This window comes from Kitasatospora sp. NPDC127067, from assembly GCF_042724755.1.
GTDB classification, from domain to species: domain Bacteria; phylum Actinomycetota; class Actinomycetes; order Streptomycetales; family Streptomycetaceae; genus Kitasatospora; species Kitasatospora lactacystinica.
Map to the genome: position 1 here is coordinate 1 of NZ_JBHXEM010000006.1, position 17,425 is coordinate 17,425.

A 17,425-nucleotide genomic window follows, 5' to 3' on the forward strand; every position below is an offset into this window, starting at 1 on the left:
CCTTCGGGGTGGGGCGGTGACGCGGGCGTCAGGCCTTGGTGACGTCCTCGATCTCGTCGTCGTCCTCGCGACCGGGGGTCTTGAGGTCGAACTTGGCGATCGCGAAGCGGAAGAGGAAGTAGTAGACCGCGGCGAAGGCCAGGCCGAGCGGGATGATCATCCACGGGTCGGTGGCCTTGTTCCAGGCCAGCGCGTAGTCGATCAGGCCGCCGGAGAAGGTGAAGCCGTCGTGCACGCCGAGCGCCCAGGTGACGGTCATCGAGACGGCGGTGAGCAGCGCGTGGATGACGTACAGGACCGGGGCGATGAAGACGAAGGCGAACTCGATCGGCTCGGTGACACCGGTGACGAAGGAGGTCAGGGCCAGCGAGACCATCATGCCGGTGACGGCCTTGCGGCGGTGCGGCTTGGCGGCGTGGGCGATGGCCAGCGCGGCGGCGGGCAGCGCGAACATCATGATCGGGTAGAAGCCCGACATGAACTGTCCGGCGGTCGGGTCGCCGGCGAAGAAGCGGGTCAGGTCGCCGTGCACGACGGTGCCGTCGGGCTTGGTGAAGTCACCGGTCTGGAACCAGGCGTAGGAGTTCACGAACTGGTGCATGCCGACCGGCAGCAGACCGCGGTTGACCAGGCCGAAGGCGCCCGCACCGAACGCGCCGGCGCCGATCAGGGTGTCGTTCAGGCTCTTGATGGCGTCGCCGATCGGGCCCCAGGCCAGACCGAAGAAGACGCCGACGGCGGTGCCGACGAAGGCCATGATGATCGGGACCAGGCGGCGGCCGTTGAAGAAGCCGAGCCAGTCGACCAGCTTGGTGCGGTGGTACTTCTGCCACAGCACCGCGGCCAGTAGACCGATCACGATGCCGCCGAGCACACCCGGGTTCTGGTAGGTGGCGGCCTCGTCCTTGCCGGGGAGGATCTTGTACTCGGTGATCGGGAACGCGGTGAGCACGTTCTTGTACACCAGGTAGCCGACCAGTGCGGCGAGGGCGGTGGAGCCGTCCGCCTTCTTGGCGTAGCCGATCGCGATACCCACCGCGAAGAGCATCGGCAGAGCGTCGAAGACCGAGGTGCCGGCGGTGTTGAACACCGCGGCGACCTTGTCCCAGCCGAGGCCGTCCTTGCCGAACACGTCGTCCTGGCCGAGACGCATCAGCAGACCGGCTGCGGGGAGCACGGCGATGGGCAGCTGGAGGCTGCGACCGATCTTCTGCAGACCCTGGAGGAGGTTCTGGCCGAACTTCTTGGCGGGGCTGGGTGGGGCCGGAGCCGTGGCGGGCGCCGGTGCCTGCGCAGACTGACTCATGGGGGTGGGTTCCTAACGGCATGGCGGTCGGTCGGGGGGAAGGCACAGGGGCCGAACCGCGAACTGGTCTACACCACACGTGGTGTAGACCAGTTTTGTAGCACGGGTGGAGAAGTCGAGGAACCCCGGAAAGCGGTGTCGCCGGGAAGCGCTATGAAATCGAAACCTAGTTACCGAATGGCGATCATGGTCGCGGCTGCGATCGGCATTTTGGCCGACCGCGCAACAAAATCGATTTTGGCTAATCGCGCAACAAAAGCACAGCCTGCTCCGGTGGGCCCTGCCAGGCGCGTTGGGCCGGGGCGACCGGGCTTTCCGAAATGCCGAAGACCCCCGGACCGTCGGGTCCGGGGGCCATTGCGGGGATAACCCCCGTGATGCTCGGGCTCAGGCCTTGGTGACGTCCTCGACCTGGTCGTCGTCCTCCCGCCCGGGTGTTTTCAGGTTGAATTTGACGATGATGAACCGGAAGAGCGCGTAGTACACGGCGGCGAAGCAGAGGCCGATCGGGATGATCAGCCACGGTTTGGTGGCCAGCCCCCAGTTGATCGCGTAGTCGATCAGGCCGGCCGAGAAGCTGAACCCGTCGTGCACCCCGAGGCCCCAGGTCACCGCCATCGAGGCGCCGGTCAGCAGCGCGTGCACGGCGTACAGGGCGGGGGCGAGGTAGGCGAAGGAGTACTCGATCGGTTCGGTGACGCCCGTCACGAAGGAGGTCAGGCCGACCGAGAGCATCAGGCCGTAGATCTCCTTGCGCCGGTGCGGCTTCGCCGAGTGCGCCATCGCGAGGGCGGCGGCCGGCAGCGCGAACATCATGATCGGGAAGAAGCCGGACTGGAACTGGCCGGCCGTCGGGTCGCCCGCCAGGAAGCGCGGGATGTCGCCGTGCACGATCGTGCCGTCCGGCTTGACGAATTCGCCGAACTGGAACCAGACGAAGGTGTTCAGCAGCTGGTGCATGCCGATCAGCAGCAGCGCGCGGTTGAAGACGCCGAAGATGCCGGCGCCGGCCGCGCCCAGGTCGGCGAGGGTCTGCGAGAAGTCGTTCAGGCCGCGGCCGATCGGCGGCCAGACCCAGATCGCCACCACGGCGGTCAGCATGCCGACCAGGGCGGTGATCATCGGAACCAGGCGGCGGCCGTTGAAGAAGCCGAGCCAGTCGACCAGCTTGGTGCGGTGGAAGCGGACCCACAGCCAGGCCGACATCAGGCCGATCAGGATGCCGCCCAGCACGCCCGGGTTCTGGTACGTCGCGGCCGCCGCCTTCGCCGAGGTGTAGTCCACGCACTGGTCGCTGATCAGCACCGTCGGCGGCTTGCAGTGCTCCGGGAAGGCGTGCAGGACCCGGAAGTAGACCAGGAAGCCGACCACGGCGGCCAGCGCCGTCGAGCCGTCCGCCTTCTTCGCCATGCCGATCGCGACGCCGACGCAGAACAGCATCGGCAGGCCGAAGGCCGAGTCGAGCAGTGCGCCGCCCGCGGCGGCGAAGACCTTCGCGACGTCGTCCCAGCCCAGTCCGTCCTTGCCGAACACGTCCGGCTGGCCGAGCCGGTTGAGGATGCCCGCGGCGGGGAGCACCGCCACCGGGAGCTGCAGGGAGCGGCCCATCTTCTGGAGGCCGCCGTAGAAGGTGTGCCACCACGTGGTCTGCGGGGCCGTGGCGCCTGCCGAACTCATCCTTCGCCCTCCGCGTGCGGTTGCCGACCGGTGGGCCCCTGCGGGACCCTCGGGCGGGGTTCGGGAACACCCGGGTCCGTTACCGCGTTCCTCGGAGTACACATATATTGGTGTAGACCACTTGGAAGCAGGCCGTACTCCGGAGGTGCGAGCCCCGCTGATCGTCATCCTCGGGCGACGATCGGACGCCTGCCCGCCGGAATGGGCCAAAAGTGGACTAACGTGGCGGACCGGACCGGCACGGGTGATGCTGGTCGCGCTGCTCGCCGGCACGACCGCAGCCGAACCCGCGTCAGCCACCGGCACGGACCTCACCGCCCGGCGGTCGAGGGACACCCCAGCACCAGCGCAGGACGGCACCCGGCAGAGCCGCCGAAGGGCCGAGACAGAGGGAGAAACCAGATGGCCAGCAAGGCTGAGAAGATCGTCGCCGGTCTGGGCGGCATCGACAACATCGAAGAGGTCGAGGGCTGCATCACCCGCCTGCGCACCGAGGTCAAGGACGCCTCCCTGGTCAACGAGGCCGCCCTCAAGGCCGCCGGCGCCCACGGCGTCGTGAAGATGGGCACCGCGATCCAGGTCGTCATCGGCACCGACGCCGACCCGATCGCCGCCGACATCGAGGACATGATGTGAGCTGAGCCACCCGGGTTCAGCCCGCCCGGCCCGCCGACCCGCTCAGGGGGACGGCGGGCCGCGGCGCATCCCCGTCGGCTCCCGGACCGGCTCCCCGCCGCTTCCCGGACCGGCCCCCCGGAGCGACTACGCTCAGTGCCTATGTCACGCATCGACGGCCGCACCCCCGAACAGCTCCGCCCGATCACCATCGAACGGGGCTGGAGCAAGCACGCCGAAGGCTCCGTCCTCATCTCCTACGGCGACACCAAGGTGCTGTGCACCGCCAGCGTCACCGAGGGCGTGCCCCGCTGGCGCAAGGGCAGCGGCGAGGGCTGGGTCACCGCCGAGTACTCCATGCTCCCGCGCGCCACCAACACCCGCGGCGACCGCGAGGCCGTCAAGGGCCGCATCGGCGGCCGCACCCACGAGATCAGCCGGCTGATCGGCCGTTCGCTGCGCGCCGTCGTGGACCACCGGGCGCTCGCCGAGAACACCATCGTCCTCGACTGCGACGTCCTCCAGGCCGACGGCGGCACCCGCACCGCCGCCATCACCGGCGCGTACGTCGCCCTGGTCGACGCCGTCGCCTGGGCCCGCGACAAGAAGCTGCTGCGCGCCAAGGGCCAGCCGATCACCGGCGGCGTCAGCGCCGTCAGCGTCGGCATCATCGACGGCGTCCCGATGCTCGACCTCCAGTACGAGGAGGACGTGCGCGCCGAGACCGACATGAACATCGTCTGCACCTCCGACGGCCGCTTCGTCGAGGTCCAGGGCACCGCCGAGGGCGCCCCGTTCGACCGCGAGCTGCTCGACCGGCTGCTCGACCTCGGCAGCCTCGGCTGCGCGGAGCTGGACGCGATCCAGCGCAAGGCCCTGGAGGGCTGAACCCGCGCGGGTCCCGCAGCCGTGGACCGGAGCGGACGCACGGTCAGCCCGCGGGCGCGGACGGCCGTTCGGGCCGCGGCGCGGACACGCGTGCGGGCCGCGGGCGAACGGCCCGCCGAACCGGTCGGCCTGCTGTACAGGCCGGGCCCGGAGACCGTACGGTTCCCGCAGCACTCCCGCTGCGGGAACCGCGCACCTCCCGGCGCGCGTCCCCCATCACGGAACCCGCGCCCCACAGGAGGATCGGATGCCGTCGAGCATCGCCCGCCCCGCCGCCCTCGCCGTGGCCGGACTCATCGCGATCCTCCCGCTCAGCATGGTGAGCTGCTCCGCCGCGCAGAAGGCGCTCGACTGCGGCAACACCGCGGTGCGGATCACCGGAGACATCGCCGACGTCACCCAGGCCTACGACAACGCGAGCAACGACGCGGCCGCGGCGGGGAAGGCCCTGCAGAAGCTCAAGAACGACCTCGACCAGGTCGGGAAGAACTCCAAGAACACCGACGTCGCCAAGGCCGTGACCGATCTGCAGAAGCAGGTCGAGAACGTGCAGCGGGCCGCGGACCGCAACGAGGTCCCGGACCTCAAGCCGCTCGGTGCCGCGGCCGGCAACCTCACCTCGGTCTGCACCGGCTGATCGTCCCCGGCCCCTCGGTAGGGTGGGCGATATGTCCACCCGCCTGATTCTCGCCACCCGTAACCAGCACAAGGTCACCGAGCTCCGCGCCATCCTGGCGGACGCCGGCCTGGACGTCGAACTCGTCGGCGCCGACGCCTACCCGGAGATCCCGGACGTCCCCGAGACCGGGGTCACCTTCGCGGAGAACGCCCTGCTCAAGGCGCACGCCCTGGCCCGTGCCACCGGCCTGCCCGCCGTCGCCGACGACTCCGGCCTCTGCGTGGACGTGCTGAACGGCGCGCCCGGCATCTTCTCCGCCCGCTGGTCCGGCAAGCACGGCGACGACACCGCCAACCTCGACCTGCTGCTCGCCCAGCTCTCCGACATCGCCGAGCCGCACCGCGGCGCCCACTTCTTCTGCGCCGCCGCCCTCGCGTTCCCCGACGGCACCGAGCGCGTCGTCGAGGGCCGCCTCCTCGGCACCCTGCGCACCGCCCCGGCCGGCGACGGCGGCTTCGGCTACGACCCGATCCTCCAGCCGCTCGGCGAGACCCGCACCTGCGCCGAACTCACCCCGGCCGAGAAGAACGCCATCAGCCACCGCGGCAAGGCCTTCCGCGCCCTCGCCCCGGTCGTCAAGGACCTGCTGGCCTGACGGGAAGTCGGAAAACCGAAGGCCCACCCCGAGCTTGTTCTCGGGGTGGGCCTTCGATTCCAAGGCAAGTGCGGCCTGAGGGACTCGAACCCTCACGGGATTACTCCCACGGGCACCTAAAACCCGCGCGGCTGCCATTACGCCAAGGCCGCATGGCCTTCAGTCTAGGGCTTTGCCCCGGACTGGGGCACTGCCCTTCTTCCGCCTGCAGTAGGTCGGGGTGGTGGCGTGACAGTCGGGGCAGAGCAGCCGGAGGTTGTCCGGCCGGTTGTCCGACCAGTCGCCGTTGATGTGGTCGACCTCCAGGGTCATCGGGCGCCCGCGCCATGCGGGGCCGGTGCCGCAGCCCTCGCACAGCTCGGGTCGGCCGAGTTCGGTGAGGGCGCGACGGATCCGCAGGCCCGGGACCCGCTTGGCGCCCGGAGGGCGCTGAATCAGCAACCGATCGGCCGGGACTCGCGTCGGAGCCTGCTTGCCGCGGTTGTGGGCCTGCCCGGTGAAGTGCGACGTGTCGATGCCGAGGGCCTTGATCCTCCGCCCGATGTGGGCCTGGGTACCGCCGGCCTGGCGCTTGCGGAGGTGGCGTACGACACCGGCCGCGCTGCGCGATGCGGCCACGGCCTCCTGAAGCAGTTCCTTCGTGTAGGCGGTCCCGGGCGTGGGGAAGTGGGTGGCGTCGATGCCGTACGCCCTGAGCCGCTGCCGCAGGTACTTGCGGTTGTACTCGTTCGGCTCGCGGTCGAGTGCGATCAGCATCTCGTTCACGCTGTTGGACTCGGCCGCGAGCGAGGCCGGCAGTTCGCGGGTGTACTTGACCGGCATGGTCGTCCCCCTGTGGGCAGTCGTGTGCCCGTCCCCCGGTATGCAAGCGGTCGGGGTGGGGTTCGGTCACGGGTGGGCGGGTTTCGGCCAGGGGGCTGACCGATTGTCGAGCGGCTCCGACCTGTGATGTTTGGCTTTTGATTACCAATTGGTACAGACCTATTGACCTATGTGGTTCAGACCACATAGCTTCTGCGCCAATTGCAATCCCCCACGTGCGTGCTCCCCCACAGGCACGCGCCGACACTCTCTCCTGGAGGACCGAGTGTTGATCCGAAACACGGCGGAGCGGCGTCCCACCGCCGCCCACCGCCGGAAGAACCCGGCCGCCCGGGCCGGCGTGGCCTCGCTCGCCGCGGCCTCGCTGGCCGGACTGCTGATGGCGACGCTGGGTGCGGCGCCCTCGCAGGCGTCGGCGGCGGTCGACAACGCGGCCTGTCGGCCGGACGGCCTGTACCAGACCCCCGGGGCGGACGTCCCGTACTGCTCCGTCTACGACACCAGCGGGCGCGAGAAGATGGGCGCCGACCACCAGCGCCGCATCATCGGCTACTTCACCGGCTGGCGCACCGGCAAGAACGGCGACGCGCCGTACCTGGTGAACGACATCCCCTGGGACAAGGTCACCCACCTCAACTACGCCTTCGGCCACGTCGGCGGCGACAACAAGCTCTCGGTCGGCACCGACGGCCCGACCAACGAGGCCACCGGGATCTCCTTCCCCGGCGTCCCCGGTGCCGAGCTGGACCCGAGCCTGCCGTACAAGGGCCACTTCAACCTGCTGACGAAGTTCAAGAAGCAGTACCCGAACGTCAAGACCCTGATCTCGGTGGGCGGTTGGACCGAGACCGGCGGCTACTTCGGGGACGACGGCAAGCGCGTCGACTCCGGCGGCTTCTACTCGATGACCGTCAACGCGGACGGCAGCGTCAACCAGGCCGGCATCGACACCTTCGCCGCCTCCTCGGTCGACTTCATCCGCAAGTACGGCTTCAACGGCGTCGACATCGACTACGAGTACCCGACCTCGATGAAGGACGCCGGCAACCCGCTGGACTGGCAGCTCGCCAACGCCAAGCGCGGCTCGCTGGCCAAGGGCTACGCGGCGCTGATGAAGACCCTGCGCGAGAACCTGGACAAGGCCGGCGCCGCCGACGGCAAGCACTACCTGCTGTCGGTCGCCGCCCCGTCCTCCGGCTACCTGCTGCGCGGCATGGAGACCTTCCAGGTGGCCAAGTACCTGGACTACGTCAACATCATGTCGTACGACCTGCACGGCGCCTGGAACAAGTACGTGGGCCCGAACGCCTCGCTGTTCGACGACGGCAAGGACGGCGAGCTGGCCGCCGCCAACGTCTACGGCACCGGGCAGTACGGCGGCATCGGCTACCTGAACGCCGACTGGTCGTACCACTACTTCCGCGGTTCGATGCCCGGCGGCCGGATCAACGTCGGCCTGCCGTACTACTCCCGCGGTTTCAAGAACGTGCAGGGCGGCACCAACGGCCTCTGGGGCACCGCCTCGGCGACCACCTGCCCGGCCGGCTCCGGCCTGACCGCCTGCGGTGACGGCGCGGTCGGCATCGACAACATCTGGAACGACAAGGACGACGCGGGCAAGGAGTCCCCGGCCGGGTCGAACCCGATGTGGCACGCCAAGAACCTGGAGAAGGGCATCCTGCCCGACTACCTGGCCAAGTACGGCGTGTCCGACACCGCCCTGCAGGGCACCTACACCCGCAACTACAGCTCCGCCCTGGTGGCGCCGTGGCTGTGGAACGACACCAAGAAGGTGTTCCTCTCCACCGAGGACGAGCAGTCGGTGGGCGCCAAGGCGGACTACATCGTCAACCAGGGCGCCGGCGGCGCGATGATCTGGGAGCTCGCGGGCGACTACAAGTGGGACGCCGCCGCCAACGGCGGCAAGGGCGAGTACGTCCCCGGTTCGACGCTGACCTCGCTGATGTACGACAAGTTCAAGTCGGCGGCCCCGTACGGCGCGATCCGCTCGACGACCGCGCTGCCGCAGCAGACCCTGCCGATCGACGTGTCGTTCACCAACTTCGCGCTGGGCGACTCGAACTACCCGATCAACCCGAAGCTGCACATCGTCAACAACTCGACGCTGACCCTGCCGGGCGGCACCGAGTTCCAGTTCGACTACGGCAACTCGGCCCCGGGCAACGCCAAGGACCAGTCCGGCTTCGGCCTCCAGGTCATCAAGCAGGACAACCCGGGCCCGGGCAACGTGGGCGGCCTGAAGGGCACCTACAACCGGGTGTCGGTCAAGCTGCCGGGCTGGCAGTCGCTGGCGCCGGGCGCCTCGATCGACATGGACTTCGTCTACTACCTGCCGGTGTCCACGCCCTCCAACTGGACGGTCAACGTGGGCGGCACGCTGTACGGGATCAAGGGCGACCTGACCCGCGGTGCGGTGGACGGCGGCACGCCGACCCCGACCCCGACCCCGACGCAGACGGCCACCCCGACGCCGACCCCGACGCCCACCGCGACCGGGACGCAGACCCCGACCCCGACGCCGACCCCGACCTCGGGCGCCTGCACGGCCGCCCCGGGCTGGGACGCGGGCACCACCTACGCGACCCCCACCAAGGTCTCCTGGAAGGGCCACTACTACCAGAACAAGTGGTGGACCAAGGGCGACGACCCCGCGGCCGGCGGCTCGTGGGGCGTCTGGAGCGACCTCGGGACCTGCTGATCAAGCCGGTCCGCTGAGGTGAGGAACGGCGGTGGCGGTGCACCCGGTCGGGGGGTGTGCCGCCACCGCTTCGTCGTTCTCCCGTACCGCGGTCGGTCAGGCGCCGACCTTGAGGTCGCGCAGCAGCTTGGCGACGTGGCCGGTGGCCCGCACGTTGTAGAACGCGTGCTCCACCTTGCCCTGCTCGTCCACGACGATCGTGGAGCGGATCACGCCCAGGTAGGTGCGGCCGTAGTTCTGCTTCTCGCCGAAGGCGCCGTACGCCTCCAGCACCTCCTTGTCCGGGTCGGACAGCAGCGTGACCTTGAGGTTCTCGGCCTCGCGGAACCTGCCGAGCTTCTCCGGCTGGTCCGGGGAGATGCCGATGACGTCGTAGCCGGCGCCCGCGAAGACCTCCAGGTTGTCGGTGAAGTCGCAGGCCTGCTTGGTGCACCCGGGGGTCAGGGCGGCCGGGTAGAAGTAGACGATGACCTTGCGGCCGGCGTGGTCGGCGAGGGACACCTGGTTGCCGTCGGCGTCGGACAGGCTGAAGGCGGGCGCGGTGTCGCCGGGCTGGAGGCGCTCAGACACGGTCGTACTCTCCTGAAGGCTGGGACGGGCGGCTGTACCACGGCAAACTTACCTCCGATGGTGGGTGGGGCCGCGCGGCCGTGTTCGGCAGCTGACACACTGGGTCAGTCGCACCGATCGCACGGATCGGACGGAACGACATCGGCGAGTGAATGGGGTGGCCCGAGTGGGCGAGGCGAGCACGCAGGACAAGTCGGCGCGGACGACCGCCCAGATCGAGGCGGACATCGAGCGGACGCGTGACCGGCTGGCAGGGACCCTCGACGAGCTGGCCGTCCGCGTCCACCCGAGCACCATCTCCGCCCAGGTCAAGGCCAAGGCGGCGGCCGCCGTCGAGGAGCGGGCGGCCCGGGCGTACGTGGCCGCCAGCGGCGTGGTGGAGAAGGTCCGGGCGCAGTTCGTGGACGAGAAGGGGCAGCCGCGCCGGGAGCGGATCGTCCCGGCCGCGCTGGTCGGCGTGGGCCTGGTGCTGCTGGTCGCCTCGGCCCGCAAGCGCCGCAAGGGCTGAGCACCGCGGGACGGAGGGCCGGGCGCGCCGCGTGCCCGGCCTTCCGCGTACCGGGCCAGCGTCACGCCCCGCGCCCGGGGGAGGTACCTTCGGGACCGTGAGTACGAACGACGAAGCGACCCGCTCCGAGTACGCGCAGGAGCCCGCCCGCCACGACCGGCTCGGCGAGAAGCTGCCGATCCGGATGCTGCACGACCGCGTGCTGGTGCGCATCGAGGGCGGCGAGGGCGAGCGCCGCTCGACCGGCGGCATCCTGATCCCGGCCACGGCGGAGCTGTCCAAGCGCTGTACCTGGGCGGAGGCCGTCGCCGTGGGCCAGAGCGTGCGCTCGGTGGAACCGGGGGACCGGGTGCTGTACGACCCGGAGGACAAGCTGGAGGTGGAGGTCCGCGGCGCCACCTATGTGCTGCTGCGCGAGCGCGACCTGCACGCCGTCGCCGCGACCCGTTTCGGCGACACGGAGGGCTCGACCGGGCTGTACCTGTGACGGCCTGATCCGCCCGGTGCCCCGCGGTGCCCCGACACGGGTCGGGGCCCCCCGCTTCCGGCGCGGGAGGCGGGCCGGGCCGCCCGCGCCGCCCGGGCGTCGTCGGTGCCGCGCGGCGGACACGCGCTAGGGTCCCGGCATGGGTGTGCCGGTGATCGGGGATGCGGAGCGTCGGGCCAGGCTGGGACGGCGGCAGTTGCTGGTGCCGTCGCTGCGGGCGGCGCGGGTGGAGGACGTGGCCGACGCGGTGGTCGGGCTGCACGCGACGGACGCGGCCACGGTGTACCTGTCGGCCTGCGCGCGGCTGGCGGAGCCCTCGGCGGCGGAGGTGGACCGGGCGCTGTACGAGGACGTCTCGCTGGTGAAACTGCTGTCGATGCGGCGGACGATCTTCGCGGTGACGGAGGGCCTCGCCCCGTACGTGAGTTCGGCCGCGGCGCGGGCGATCGCGGCGAAGGAACGGGCGACGCTGCTGAAGCACCTGCGGGACTTCGCCGAGGGCTGGGGGGAGGCCCGGCTGGCGGAGACGGAGCGCGAGGTGCTGGCCGCGCTGGCCGTCCGCGGCGAGGCGACGACCAGGGAACTCTCCGAGGACGTACCGCAGTTGCGCGAGACGATGCTGATGTCGGCGGGCAAGGCGTACGAGGCGAAGCAGAGCGTGGGCAGCCGCCTGCTGCGGCTGCTGGCCTCCGACGGGCACGTGCGCCGCTCCCGCCCGCGCGGTTCGTGGCTGAGCAGCAGCTACCCGTGGGCGCCGGTGCCGCAGTGGCCGGAGGTGCCGGTGCGGGAGGCGAAGGCCCAGGTGGTGCGGCGCTGGCTGGCGGCGTACGGACCGGCGACGGTCGAGGACGTGAAGTGGTGGACGGGCTGGACGCTGGGGGACGTCCGCCGGGCGCTGGCCGATCTCGGGGCGCTGGACGTGGCGTTGGCCGGCGGGGCGCCGGCGCTGGTGCTGCCGGGGGACGAGGCGCCGGCGGCGGAGCCGGAGCCGTGGGCGGCGCTGCTGCCCGCGCTGGACCCGGCGGTGATGGGCTGGCGCGGGCGGGACTGGTACCTGCGGCCGGAGGACGTGCCGGCGCTGTTCGACCGGGCGGGCAACGCCGGGCCGACGGTGTGGTGGTGCGGCGAGGTGGTGGGCGGCTGGGCGCAGCGCCCCGACGGCGAGGTGGTGTGGCGGCTGTTCCGGGACGTCGGGGCGGCGGCGGAGCGGGCCGTCGCGGAGCGGGCCGAGCGGCTGGCGGGCTGGCTGGGGGAGGTGCGGGTGACGCCGCGGTTCCGCACCCCGCTGGAGCGCGAACTGGTGGCCCGGGGCGCGTCCTGAAGCTTGTTCCGGAAGTCCGGGGACAAAGCTTCAGGGCGTGGGCGGGGCCGCCGGGCGGCTGGCGGGGCCGCCGGTGGCGCTGGGCGGGGCGGTGGGGCGGGTCGGCTGGACCTGGCTGGGCCGGGGGGTGGGGCTGGGCTGTTCCGGCTCCGTCGTGGGCTTGGGCGCCTGCGGGCTGGGGGTGATCGGGCCGGGAGCGGGTCGGCCGGTGGCGGCGGGGGTGCTGGGCTCGTGGCCGGGCGGTGTGCCGGGGGCCGGGCCGGCGTTGGCGGGTTCGCCGCCGGCGGCGGGGGCGGTGGTCGGGGTGGTGGCGCTGGGGGTGGTGCCGGCGGGGGCGGTGGGCCAGGGGGTGGCGGCGGGGGTGCCGTGTCCGGTCTTGAGGTCGAAGTCCTGGGTGGGGGTGCCGTCGAGGGCGGCGGCCATGTAGGCGGTCCAGATCCGGGTGGGGAAGGTGCCGCCGTTGATCCGGGTGAGTCCGGCGGTGCCGGCCAGCGGCTCCTTGGCGTGGGTCTTCGGGTTCTCCCGGAACAGGCCGACGGTGGTGGCGAGTTCGGGGGTGTAGCCGGCGAACCAGGCGGAGAGGTTGGAGTCGGTGGTGCCGGTCTTGCCGGCGGCGGGGCGGTTCAGGTCGAGGGCGGCGGCGCCGGTGCCGCGCGGGCTGACGACGTCGCGCAGCACGTCGGTGACGGAGTCGGCGGTCTCCCGGTCGAGGGCCTCGGTGGGGTCGTGTTCGGGCATCTTGGGGACGTCGACGGCGCCGCCGGGGTTGACGCGTTCGAGTTTGACGACGGACCAGGGGGTGCGGGCCCGGCCGTGGTCGGCGAGGGTGGCGTAGACGCCGGCCAGGTCGAGGGCGCTGGGGGTGGCGGTGCCGAGCGTCATCGAGGTGTTGGCCGGGTCCATGCCGCGGACGCTGTCGGGGATGCCGAGTTTGACGGCGGTCTCCCGGACGCGGGCGAGTCCGGCGTCGACGCCCTCCTGCGCGTACACGGAGTTGACGGACTTCACCATGGCGTAGCGCAGGGTGATGCTGCCGTAGTCGACGTCGTCCTCGTTGGGTGGCGCGTAGGGGGTGGGGCCGCCGGTGACGGGGCGTTCGCTGCTGCCGTCGTAGCGGGATTCGGTGGTGATCGGGACGCCGTCGAGGGTGTGCTGGGCGAGCAGGCCGGCGGCGAGGTCGATCGGTTTGAAGGTGGAGCCGATCTGGTTGTCCTGGCGCAGCGCGTCGTTGTAGGGCTGCTTGGCGTAGTCGGGGCCGCCGTAGACGGCGACGACCCGGCCGGTGGCGGGTTCGACGGAGGCGCCGGCGACCCGGACGTCGGTGTCGGTGGCGGGGCGGGCCCGGGGGTCGAGTTCGCCGGTGAGCCGGTCCTGGACGGCCTTGACGAAGGCGTCCTGCCGGGGCTTGTCGAAGGTGGTGGTGATGCGCCAGCCGCCGGCCTTGAGGGTGGCGGCGTCGAGGGTGCCGGAGGAGACGAGGTAGTCGTCGGCGACGCCGACCAGGTAGCCGGCCTGGCCGGCGAGGCCGGTGGCGGGCTGGGGGTCGATCGGGTCGGGGAAGGTGGTGGCGGCGCGGTCGGCGGGGGTGAGGAAGCCGAGCTGGACCATGCCGTCGAGGGTGTAGTTCCAGCGGGCGACGGCCTTCTCGCGGTTGGCGGGGGTGGCGGTCTTGACGTCGTAGAGGCTGGGGGCCTGGAGCAGGGAGGCGAGGTAGGCGCCCTGGGCGGGGGTGAGCCCGGAGACGTCGACGCCGTAGTAGGCGTGGGCGGCGCTCTGGATGCCGTAGGCGCCGCGGCCGAAGTAGCTGCTGTTGAGGTAGCCGGCGAGGATCTCGCGCTTGTCGCGCTGCTGGTCGACCTTGAGGGCGATGAGCAGTTCGCGGCCCTTGCGCTCGATGGTGCGGTCCTGGGTGAGGTAGTAGTTCTTGACGTACTGCTGGGTGATGGTGGAGCCGCCCTGCATGCCCTTGCCGAGCAGGGTGTTCCAGCCGGCCCGGAGCATGCCCTTCAGGTCGATCCCGCGGTTCTGGTAGAAGGTGCGGTCCTCGGCGGAGACGACGGCCTGCTGGGTCGGGAGCGGGATCTGGTCGATGGTGACGTCGGTGCGGTTGACGGCGCCGGTGCGGGCGATCTCGGTGGTGCCGTCGGCGTAGAGGTAGATGTTGTTCTGGGCGACGGCGTGGGCGTTGGGGTCGGGTACCGGGACGATGACGTAGAGCACGGCGAAGCCGCCGGCGGCGAGCAGGAACAGCAGGGTGAGGGTGCCGAGGGTGACCCGCCAGGTGGGCAGGAGCCGGCGCCAGAGCGGGAGGGCGCGGCGGGCCTCGCGGCGGGCGGCCCGTTTGGCCTGGCGGCGGGTGCTCAAGGTCATGCCGAGATTATCTGCTATTTGACGTCGGATCAGGCGGGGAAAACCGGGTGCGGGTGGTGCGGGCCAGAGGTACGGTGAAAGGTGCAAACCACATAGCGCACCCACTTCCGCAGCTCCGCCCGCCAGGCCCGGCACCCCCGGGTACGGCCGGTCGGAGCCGCTGGGGCGTGCGCGGATGTCGAGGTCCATCTCCCTCTGCCCATATTTGTCGACAAGGAGACAATATGCTCTACGCCGCCGTTGCCCGCGGCGCCTTCCGCCGCTACTCCACCTACCGGGCCGCCACCGTGGCCGGCACCTTCACCAACACCGTCTTCGGCATCATCCTGGCCTCCACCTTCCTCGCCCTCTGGCAGGCCCGCCCCGGCCTCGGCGGCTACGACCAGAGCCAGGCCGTCACCTACATCTGGGTCAGCCAGAGCCTGCTGGTCACCGTCGCGGTCTGGGGCGGCGGCTTCCAGGACGACATCCAAGACCGCTTCCGCAGCGGCGACATCGCCGTCGACCTCTACCGCCCGGTCGACTTCCAGGCCTGGTGGCTGGCCTCCGACCTCGGCCGGGCCGGCTTCCAGGCGCTGGTGCGCGGCACCGTGCCGATACTGATCGGCGCGCTGGTGTTCCGCATCCGACTGCCCGAACACCCACTGACCTGGGCGTTCTTCCTGCTCTCGGTACTGCTGGCGGTCGTGGTCAGCTTCGGGCTGCGCTTCCTGGTCTCGATCACCGGCTTCTGGCTGCACGACTCGGAGGGTGTGCGCTCGGTGATGCTGGTGGTCTCGATGTTCTTCTCCGGGATGCTGCTGCCGGTCGCGCTGTTCCCCGGCCTGCTCGGCGACCTCGGCCGGGCGCTGCCCTGGTCGGCGCTGGTGAACGTCCCCACCGACGTCTTCCTGGAACGGACCGGCGGCACCGCCCTGTTCGGGGCGCTCGGCTTCCAGCTCGGCTGGGCGGTGGTGCTGCTCGCCGCCGGGCGGGGCGCCCAGTGGCTGGCCACCCGCAAGGTGGTGGTGCAGGGTGGCTGAGCAGCTCGTCGGGCTCCGCCGGGAGCCCCTCGCCGCCCGCACCGCCTGGGCGCTGCGCTCCTGGTGGCTCTGCGCCCGGATGTGGATGCGCTCGATGATGGCCTACCGGGCCTCCTTCGTGCTCAACCTGGCGGCGAGCCTGGTCACCCACTCCCTCGACTTCGCGGTGCTGGTGATCATGTTCCTGCACACCGACCGGCTCGGCGGCTGGAGCCTGCCGGAGATCGCCTTCCTGTACGCCACCGCCACCTTCTCGCTCGGCGTCGCCAACCTGCTGGTCGGCTCGGCCGACGGGCTCGGCGCGCGGATCCGCAGCGGCTCGCTGGACACCATGCTGATCCGGCCCGCGCCCGCGCTCTCCCAGCTGTGCGCCGAACGCTTCACGCTGCGCCGGCTCGGCCGCCCGCTCCAGGCCGTCGCGGTGCTGGCCTGGTCGCTGGCCGCCCTGGACGTCCACTGGACCTGGGACCGGGTGCTGCTGGTGCCCGCCCTGCTGCTCTGCGGCACCGTCATCTTCGGCGCGATCTACATCGGCGGCGCCACCGTCCAGTTCTGGTGGGGCGAGTCCAAGGAGATCCAGAACTCCTTCACCTACGGCGGCGCGACGCTGCTGCACTACCCGCCGACGGTCTTCGCCAAGGAGCTGGTCGCCGGGGCGGTCTTCGGCGTCCCGCTGGCCTTCGTCAACTGGCTGCCCGCGCTGCGCATCCTCGACCGGCCCGACCCGCTCGGCCTGCCCACCGCCTTCCAGTTCGCCTCGCCGGTCGTCGCCGCGCTCTGCGTCCTCGCCGCCGGGCTCGCCTGGCGGGCCGGACTGCGCGCCTACCGCGGCACCGGCAGCTGAACCCCTCGCACGAACCCCTCCCATCCCGAAGGAGCTCCCATGGCACTGATCGAACTCCACGACGTCCACCGCACCTTCACCGTACGCACCCGCACGGGCCGGTTCAGCCGGGCCAAACGCGAGGTCCGGGCGGTGGACGGGCTCGGCTTCACCGTCGAGGCCGGCGAGTGCGTCGGCTACATCGGGCCCAACGGGGCCGGCAAGTCCACCACCATCAAGATGCTCACCGGCATCCTCGTCCCCAGCTCCGGACGGCTGCGGGTGGCCGGCGTCGACCCGGCGCGCGAACGCGTCGCACTGGCCCGCCGGATCGGCGTCGTCTTCGGCCAGCGCACCACCCTCTGGTGGGACCTGCCCCTGCGCGACTCCTTCGAACTCGCCCGCCGGATCTACCGCATCCCCGACGCCCGGTACCGCGAGAACCTCGGCCGCTGCGTCGAACTGCTCGACCTCGGCGGACTGCTGGACACCCCGGTGCGCCAGCTCTCGCTCGGCCAGCGGATGCGCGGCGACCTCGCCGCGGCGCTGCTGCACGACCCCCAGGTGCTCTACCTGGACGAGCCGACCATCGGCCTGGACGTGGTCAGCAAGGGGCGGGTGAGGGAGTTCCTGCGCGAGGTCAACCGGGACCGGGGCACCACCGTGCTGCTCACCACCCACGACCTGACCGACATCGAGCAGCTCTGCGGCCGGGTGATGGTGATCGACCACGGCCGGGTGGTCTACGACGGCGGGCTGGAGGGCCTGCACGCCACCGGCCGCAGCGAGCGGACGCTGGTGGTGGACCTCGCGCAGGAACTCGCGGACCCGGTCGAGGTGCCCGGGGCCCGGGTCACCAGGGTCGAGGGGCCGCGCCAGTGGCTGGCCTTCCCGGCCCAGGAGAGCGCCGCGCCGATCGTGGCGGCGGTCGCCGCGCGCTACCCCCTGGTGGACCTGTCGGTGCGCGAACCGGCCATCGAGGACGTGATCGCCCGGATGTACGCGGAGGTCGCGATCGGCTGA

General features: G+C 71.3%; 16 protein-coding genes and 1 tRNA gene. 11 read left to right on the forward strand and 6 right to left on the reverse strand.

The features are described 5' to 3' along the window. Positions 1-28: 28 nt before the first annotated feature. Positions 29-1,306: a PTS transporter subunit EIIC gene (locus tag ACFWJ4_RS04045; protein WP_380538863.1), complete on the reverse strand. Its 1,278-nt coding sequence runs from the start codon at positions 1,304-1,306 to the stop codon at positions 29-31. Between the two features lie 387 nt (positions 1,307-1,693). Beyond that, on the reverse strand, positions 1,694-2,983 hold the full coding sequence (locus tag ACFWJ4_RS04050; RefSeq protein ID WP_380538865.1) for a PTS transporter subunit EIIC: 1,290 nt from the start codon (positions 2,981-2,983) through the stop codon (positions 1,694-1,696). Between the two features lie 402 nt (positions 2,984-3,385). On the opposite strand from ACFWJ4_RS04050, the gene ACFWJ4_RS04055 reads away from it, so the two are divergent. The 4 genes from ACFWJ4_RS04055 to rdgB all read left to right on the forward strand — a co-directional run bounded on the left by ACFWJ4_RS04055 (position 3,386) and on the right by rdgB (position 5,760). Then, positions 3,386-3,619 (forward strand): glucose PTS transporter subunit EIIB, encoded by a 234-nt coding sequence (locus ACFWJ4_RS04055; protein ID WP_063349220.1) that lies wholly within the window; start codon positions 3,386-3,388, stop codon positions 3,617-3,619. A gap of 141 nt (positions 3,620-3,760) precedes the next feature. Further along, positions 3,761-4,486: a ribonuclease PH gene (gene rph, locus ACFWJ4_RS04060; RefSeq protein ID WP_359915203.1), complete on the forward strand. Its 726-nt coding sequence runs from the start codon at positions 3,761-3,763 to the stop codon at positions 4,484-4,486. A 247-nt stretch (positions 4,487-4,733) separates the two neighbouring features. Further along, positions 4,734-5,123, forward strand: coding sequence for a hypothetical protein (locus ACFWJ4_RS04065; RefSeq protein ID WP_359915201.1), 390 nt, complete (start codon positions 4,734-4,736; stop codon positions 5,121-5,123). Between the two features lie 31 nt (positions 5,124-5,154). Beyond that, positions 5,155-5,760 (forward strand): RdgB/HAM1 family non-canonical purine NTP pyrophosphatase, encoded by a 606-nt coding sequence (rdgB, locus tag ACFWJ4_RS04070; protein ID WP_380538867.1) that lies wholly within the window; start codon positions 5,155-5,157, stop codon positions 5,758-5,760. A gap of 69 nt (positions 5,761-5,829) precedes the next feature. On the opposite strand, the gene ACFWJ4_RS04075 is transcribed toward rdgB, so the two are convergent. Next, positions 5,830-5,912 (reverse strand) — tRNA-Leu (locus ACFWJ4_RS04075). Positions 5,913-5,919: 7 nt separating this feature from the next. Next, positions 5,920-6,582, reverse strand: coding sequence for an HNH endonuclease signature motif containing protein (locus ACFWJ4_RS04080; protein ID WP_380538869.1), 663 nt, complete (start codon positions 6,580-6,582; stop codon positions 5,920-5,922). Between the two features lie 379 nt (positions 6,583-6,961). Here ACFWJ4_RS04080 and ACFWJ4_RS04085 point away from each other — a divergent pair, with 379 nt between their 5' ends. Further along, on the forward strand, positions 6,962-9,301 hold the full coding sequence (locus ACFWJ4_RS04085; RefSeq protein WP_380539128.1) for a chitinase C-terminal domain-containing protein: 2,340 nt from the start codon (positions 6,962-6,964) through the stop codon (positions 9,299-9,301). A 96-nt stretch (positions 9,302-9,397) separates the two neighbouring features. Here ACFWJ4_RS04085 and bcp read toward each other — a convergent pair whose 3' ends face one another. Beyond that, the gene (gene bcp / locus ACFWJ4_RS04090) at positions 9,398-9,871 is read right to left on the reverse strand and encodes a thioredoxin-dependent thiol peroxidase (RefSeq protein WP_359915197.1); all 474 of its coding nucleotides are present in this window, start codon (positions 9,869-9,871) and stop codon (positions 9,398-9,400) included. Positions 9,872-10,037: 166 nt separating this feature from the next. Here bcp and ACFWJ4_RS04095 point away from each other — a divergent pair, with 166 nt between their 5' ends. The 3 genes from ACFWJ4_RS04095 (at position 10,038) to ACFWJ4_RS04105 (ending at position 12,187) form a co-directional block, all read left to right on the forward strand. Continuing rightward, positions 10,038-10,379 carry a DUF3618 domain-containing protein gene (locus ACFWJ4_RS04095; RefSeq protein WP_380538871.1) on the forward strand — a complete coding sequence of 114 codons (342 nt, stop codon included), beginning with the start codon at positions 10,038-10,040 and terminating at the stop codon, positions 10,377-10,379. Positions 10,380-10,563: 184 nt separating this feature from the next. Beyond that, the gene (locus ACFWJ4_RS04100) at positions 10,564-10,866 is read left to right on the forward strand and encodes a co-chaperone GroES (protein WP_049655715.1); all 303 of its coding nucleotides are present in this window, start codon (positions 10,564-10,566) and stop codon (positions 10,864-10,866) included. A gap of 139 nt (positions 10,867-11,005) precedes the next feature. After that, positions 11,006-12,187 (forward strand): winged helix DNA-binding domain-containing protein, encoded by a 1,182-nt coding sequence (locus ACFWJ4_RS04105; protein WP_380538873.1) that lies wholly within the window; start codon positions 11,006-11,008, stop codon positions 12,185-12,187. Between the two features lie 30 nt (positions 12,188-12,217). Here the strand turns inward: ACFWJ4_RS04105 and ACFWJ4_RS04110 are convergent, their stop codons facing one another. After that, complete coding sequence (locus tag ACFWJ4_RS04110) at positions 12,218-14,557, reverse strand: transglycosylase domain-containing protein (RefSeq protein WP_380538875.1); 2,340 nt, start codon at positions 14,555-14,557, stop codon at positions 12,218-12,220. A 224-nt stretch (positions 14,558-14,781) separates the two neighbouring features. On the opposite strand from ACFWJ4_RS04110, the gene ACFWJ4_RS04115 reads away from it, so the two are divergent. Genes ACFWJ4_RS04115 through ACFWJ4_RS04125 form a run of 3 tightly spaced genes read left to right on the forward strand, consistent with a single transcriptional unit; the run spans position 14,782 to position 17,425 of the window. Then, a complete protein-coding gene (locus ACFWJ4_RS04115; protein WP_380538878.1) occupies positions 14,782-15,579 on the forward strand; it encodes an ABC transporter permease in 798 nt (265 codons plus the stop codon). Continuing rightward, positions 15,572-16,423, forward strand: coding sequence for an ABC transporter permease (locus ACFWJ4_RS04120; protein ID WP_380538881.1), 852 nt, complete (start codon positions 15,572-15,574; stop codon positions 16,421-16,423). Before ACFWJ4_RS04115 ends, ACFWJ4_RS04120 begins: the two co-directional genes overlap by 8 nt. Positions 16,424-16,462: 39 nt before the next feature. Then, on the forward strand, positions 16,463-17,425 hold the full coding sequence (locus ACFWJ4_RS04125) for an ATP-binding cassette domain-containing protein (protein ID WP_380538884.1): 963 nt from the start codon (positions 16,463-16,465) through the stop codon (positions 17,423-17,425).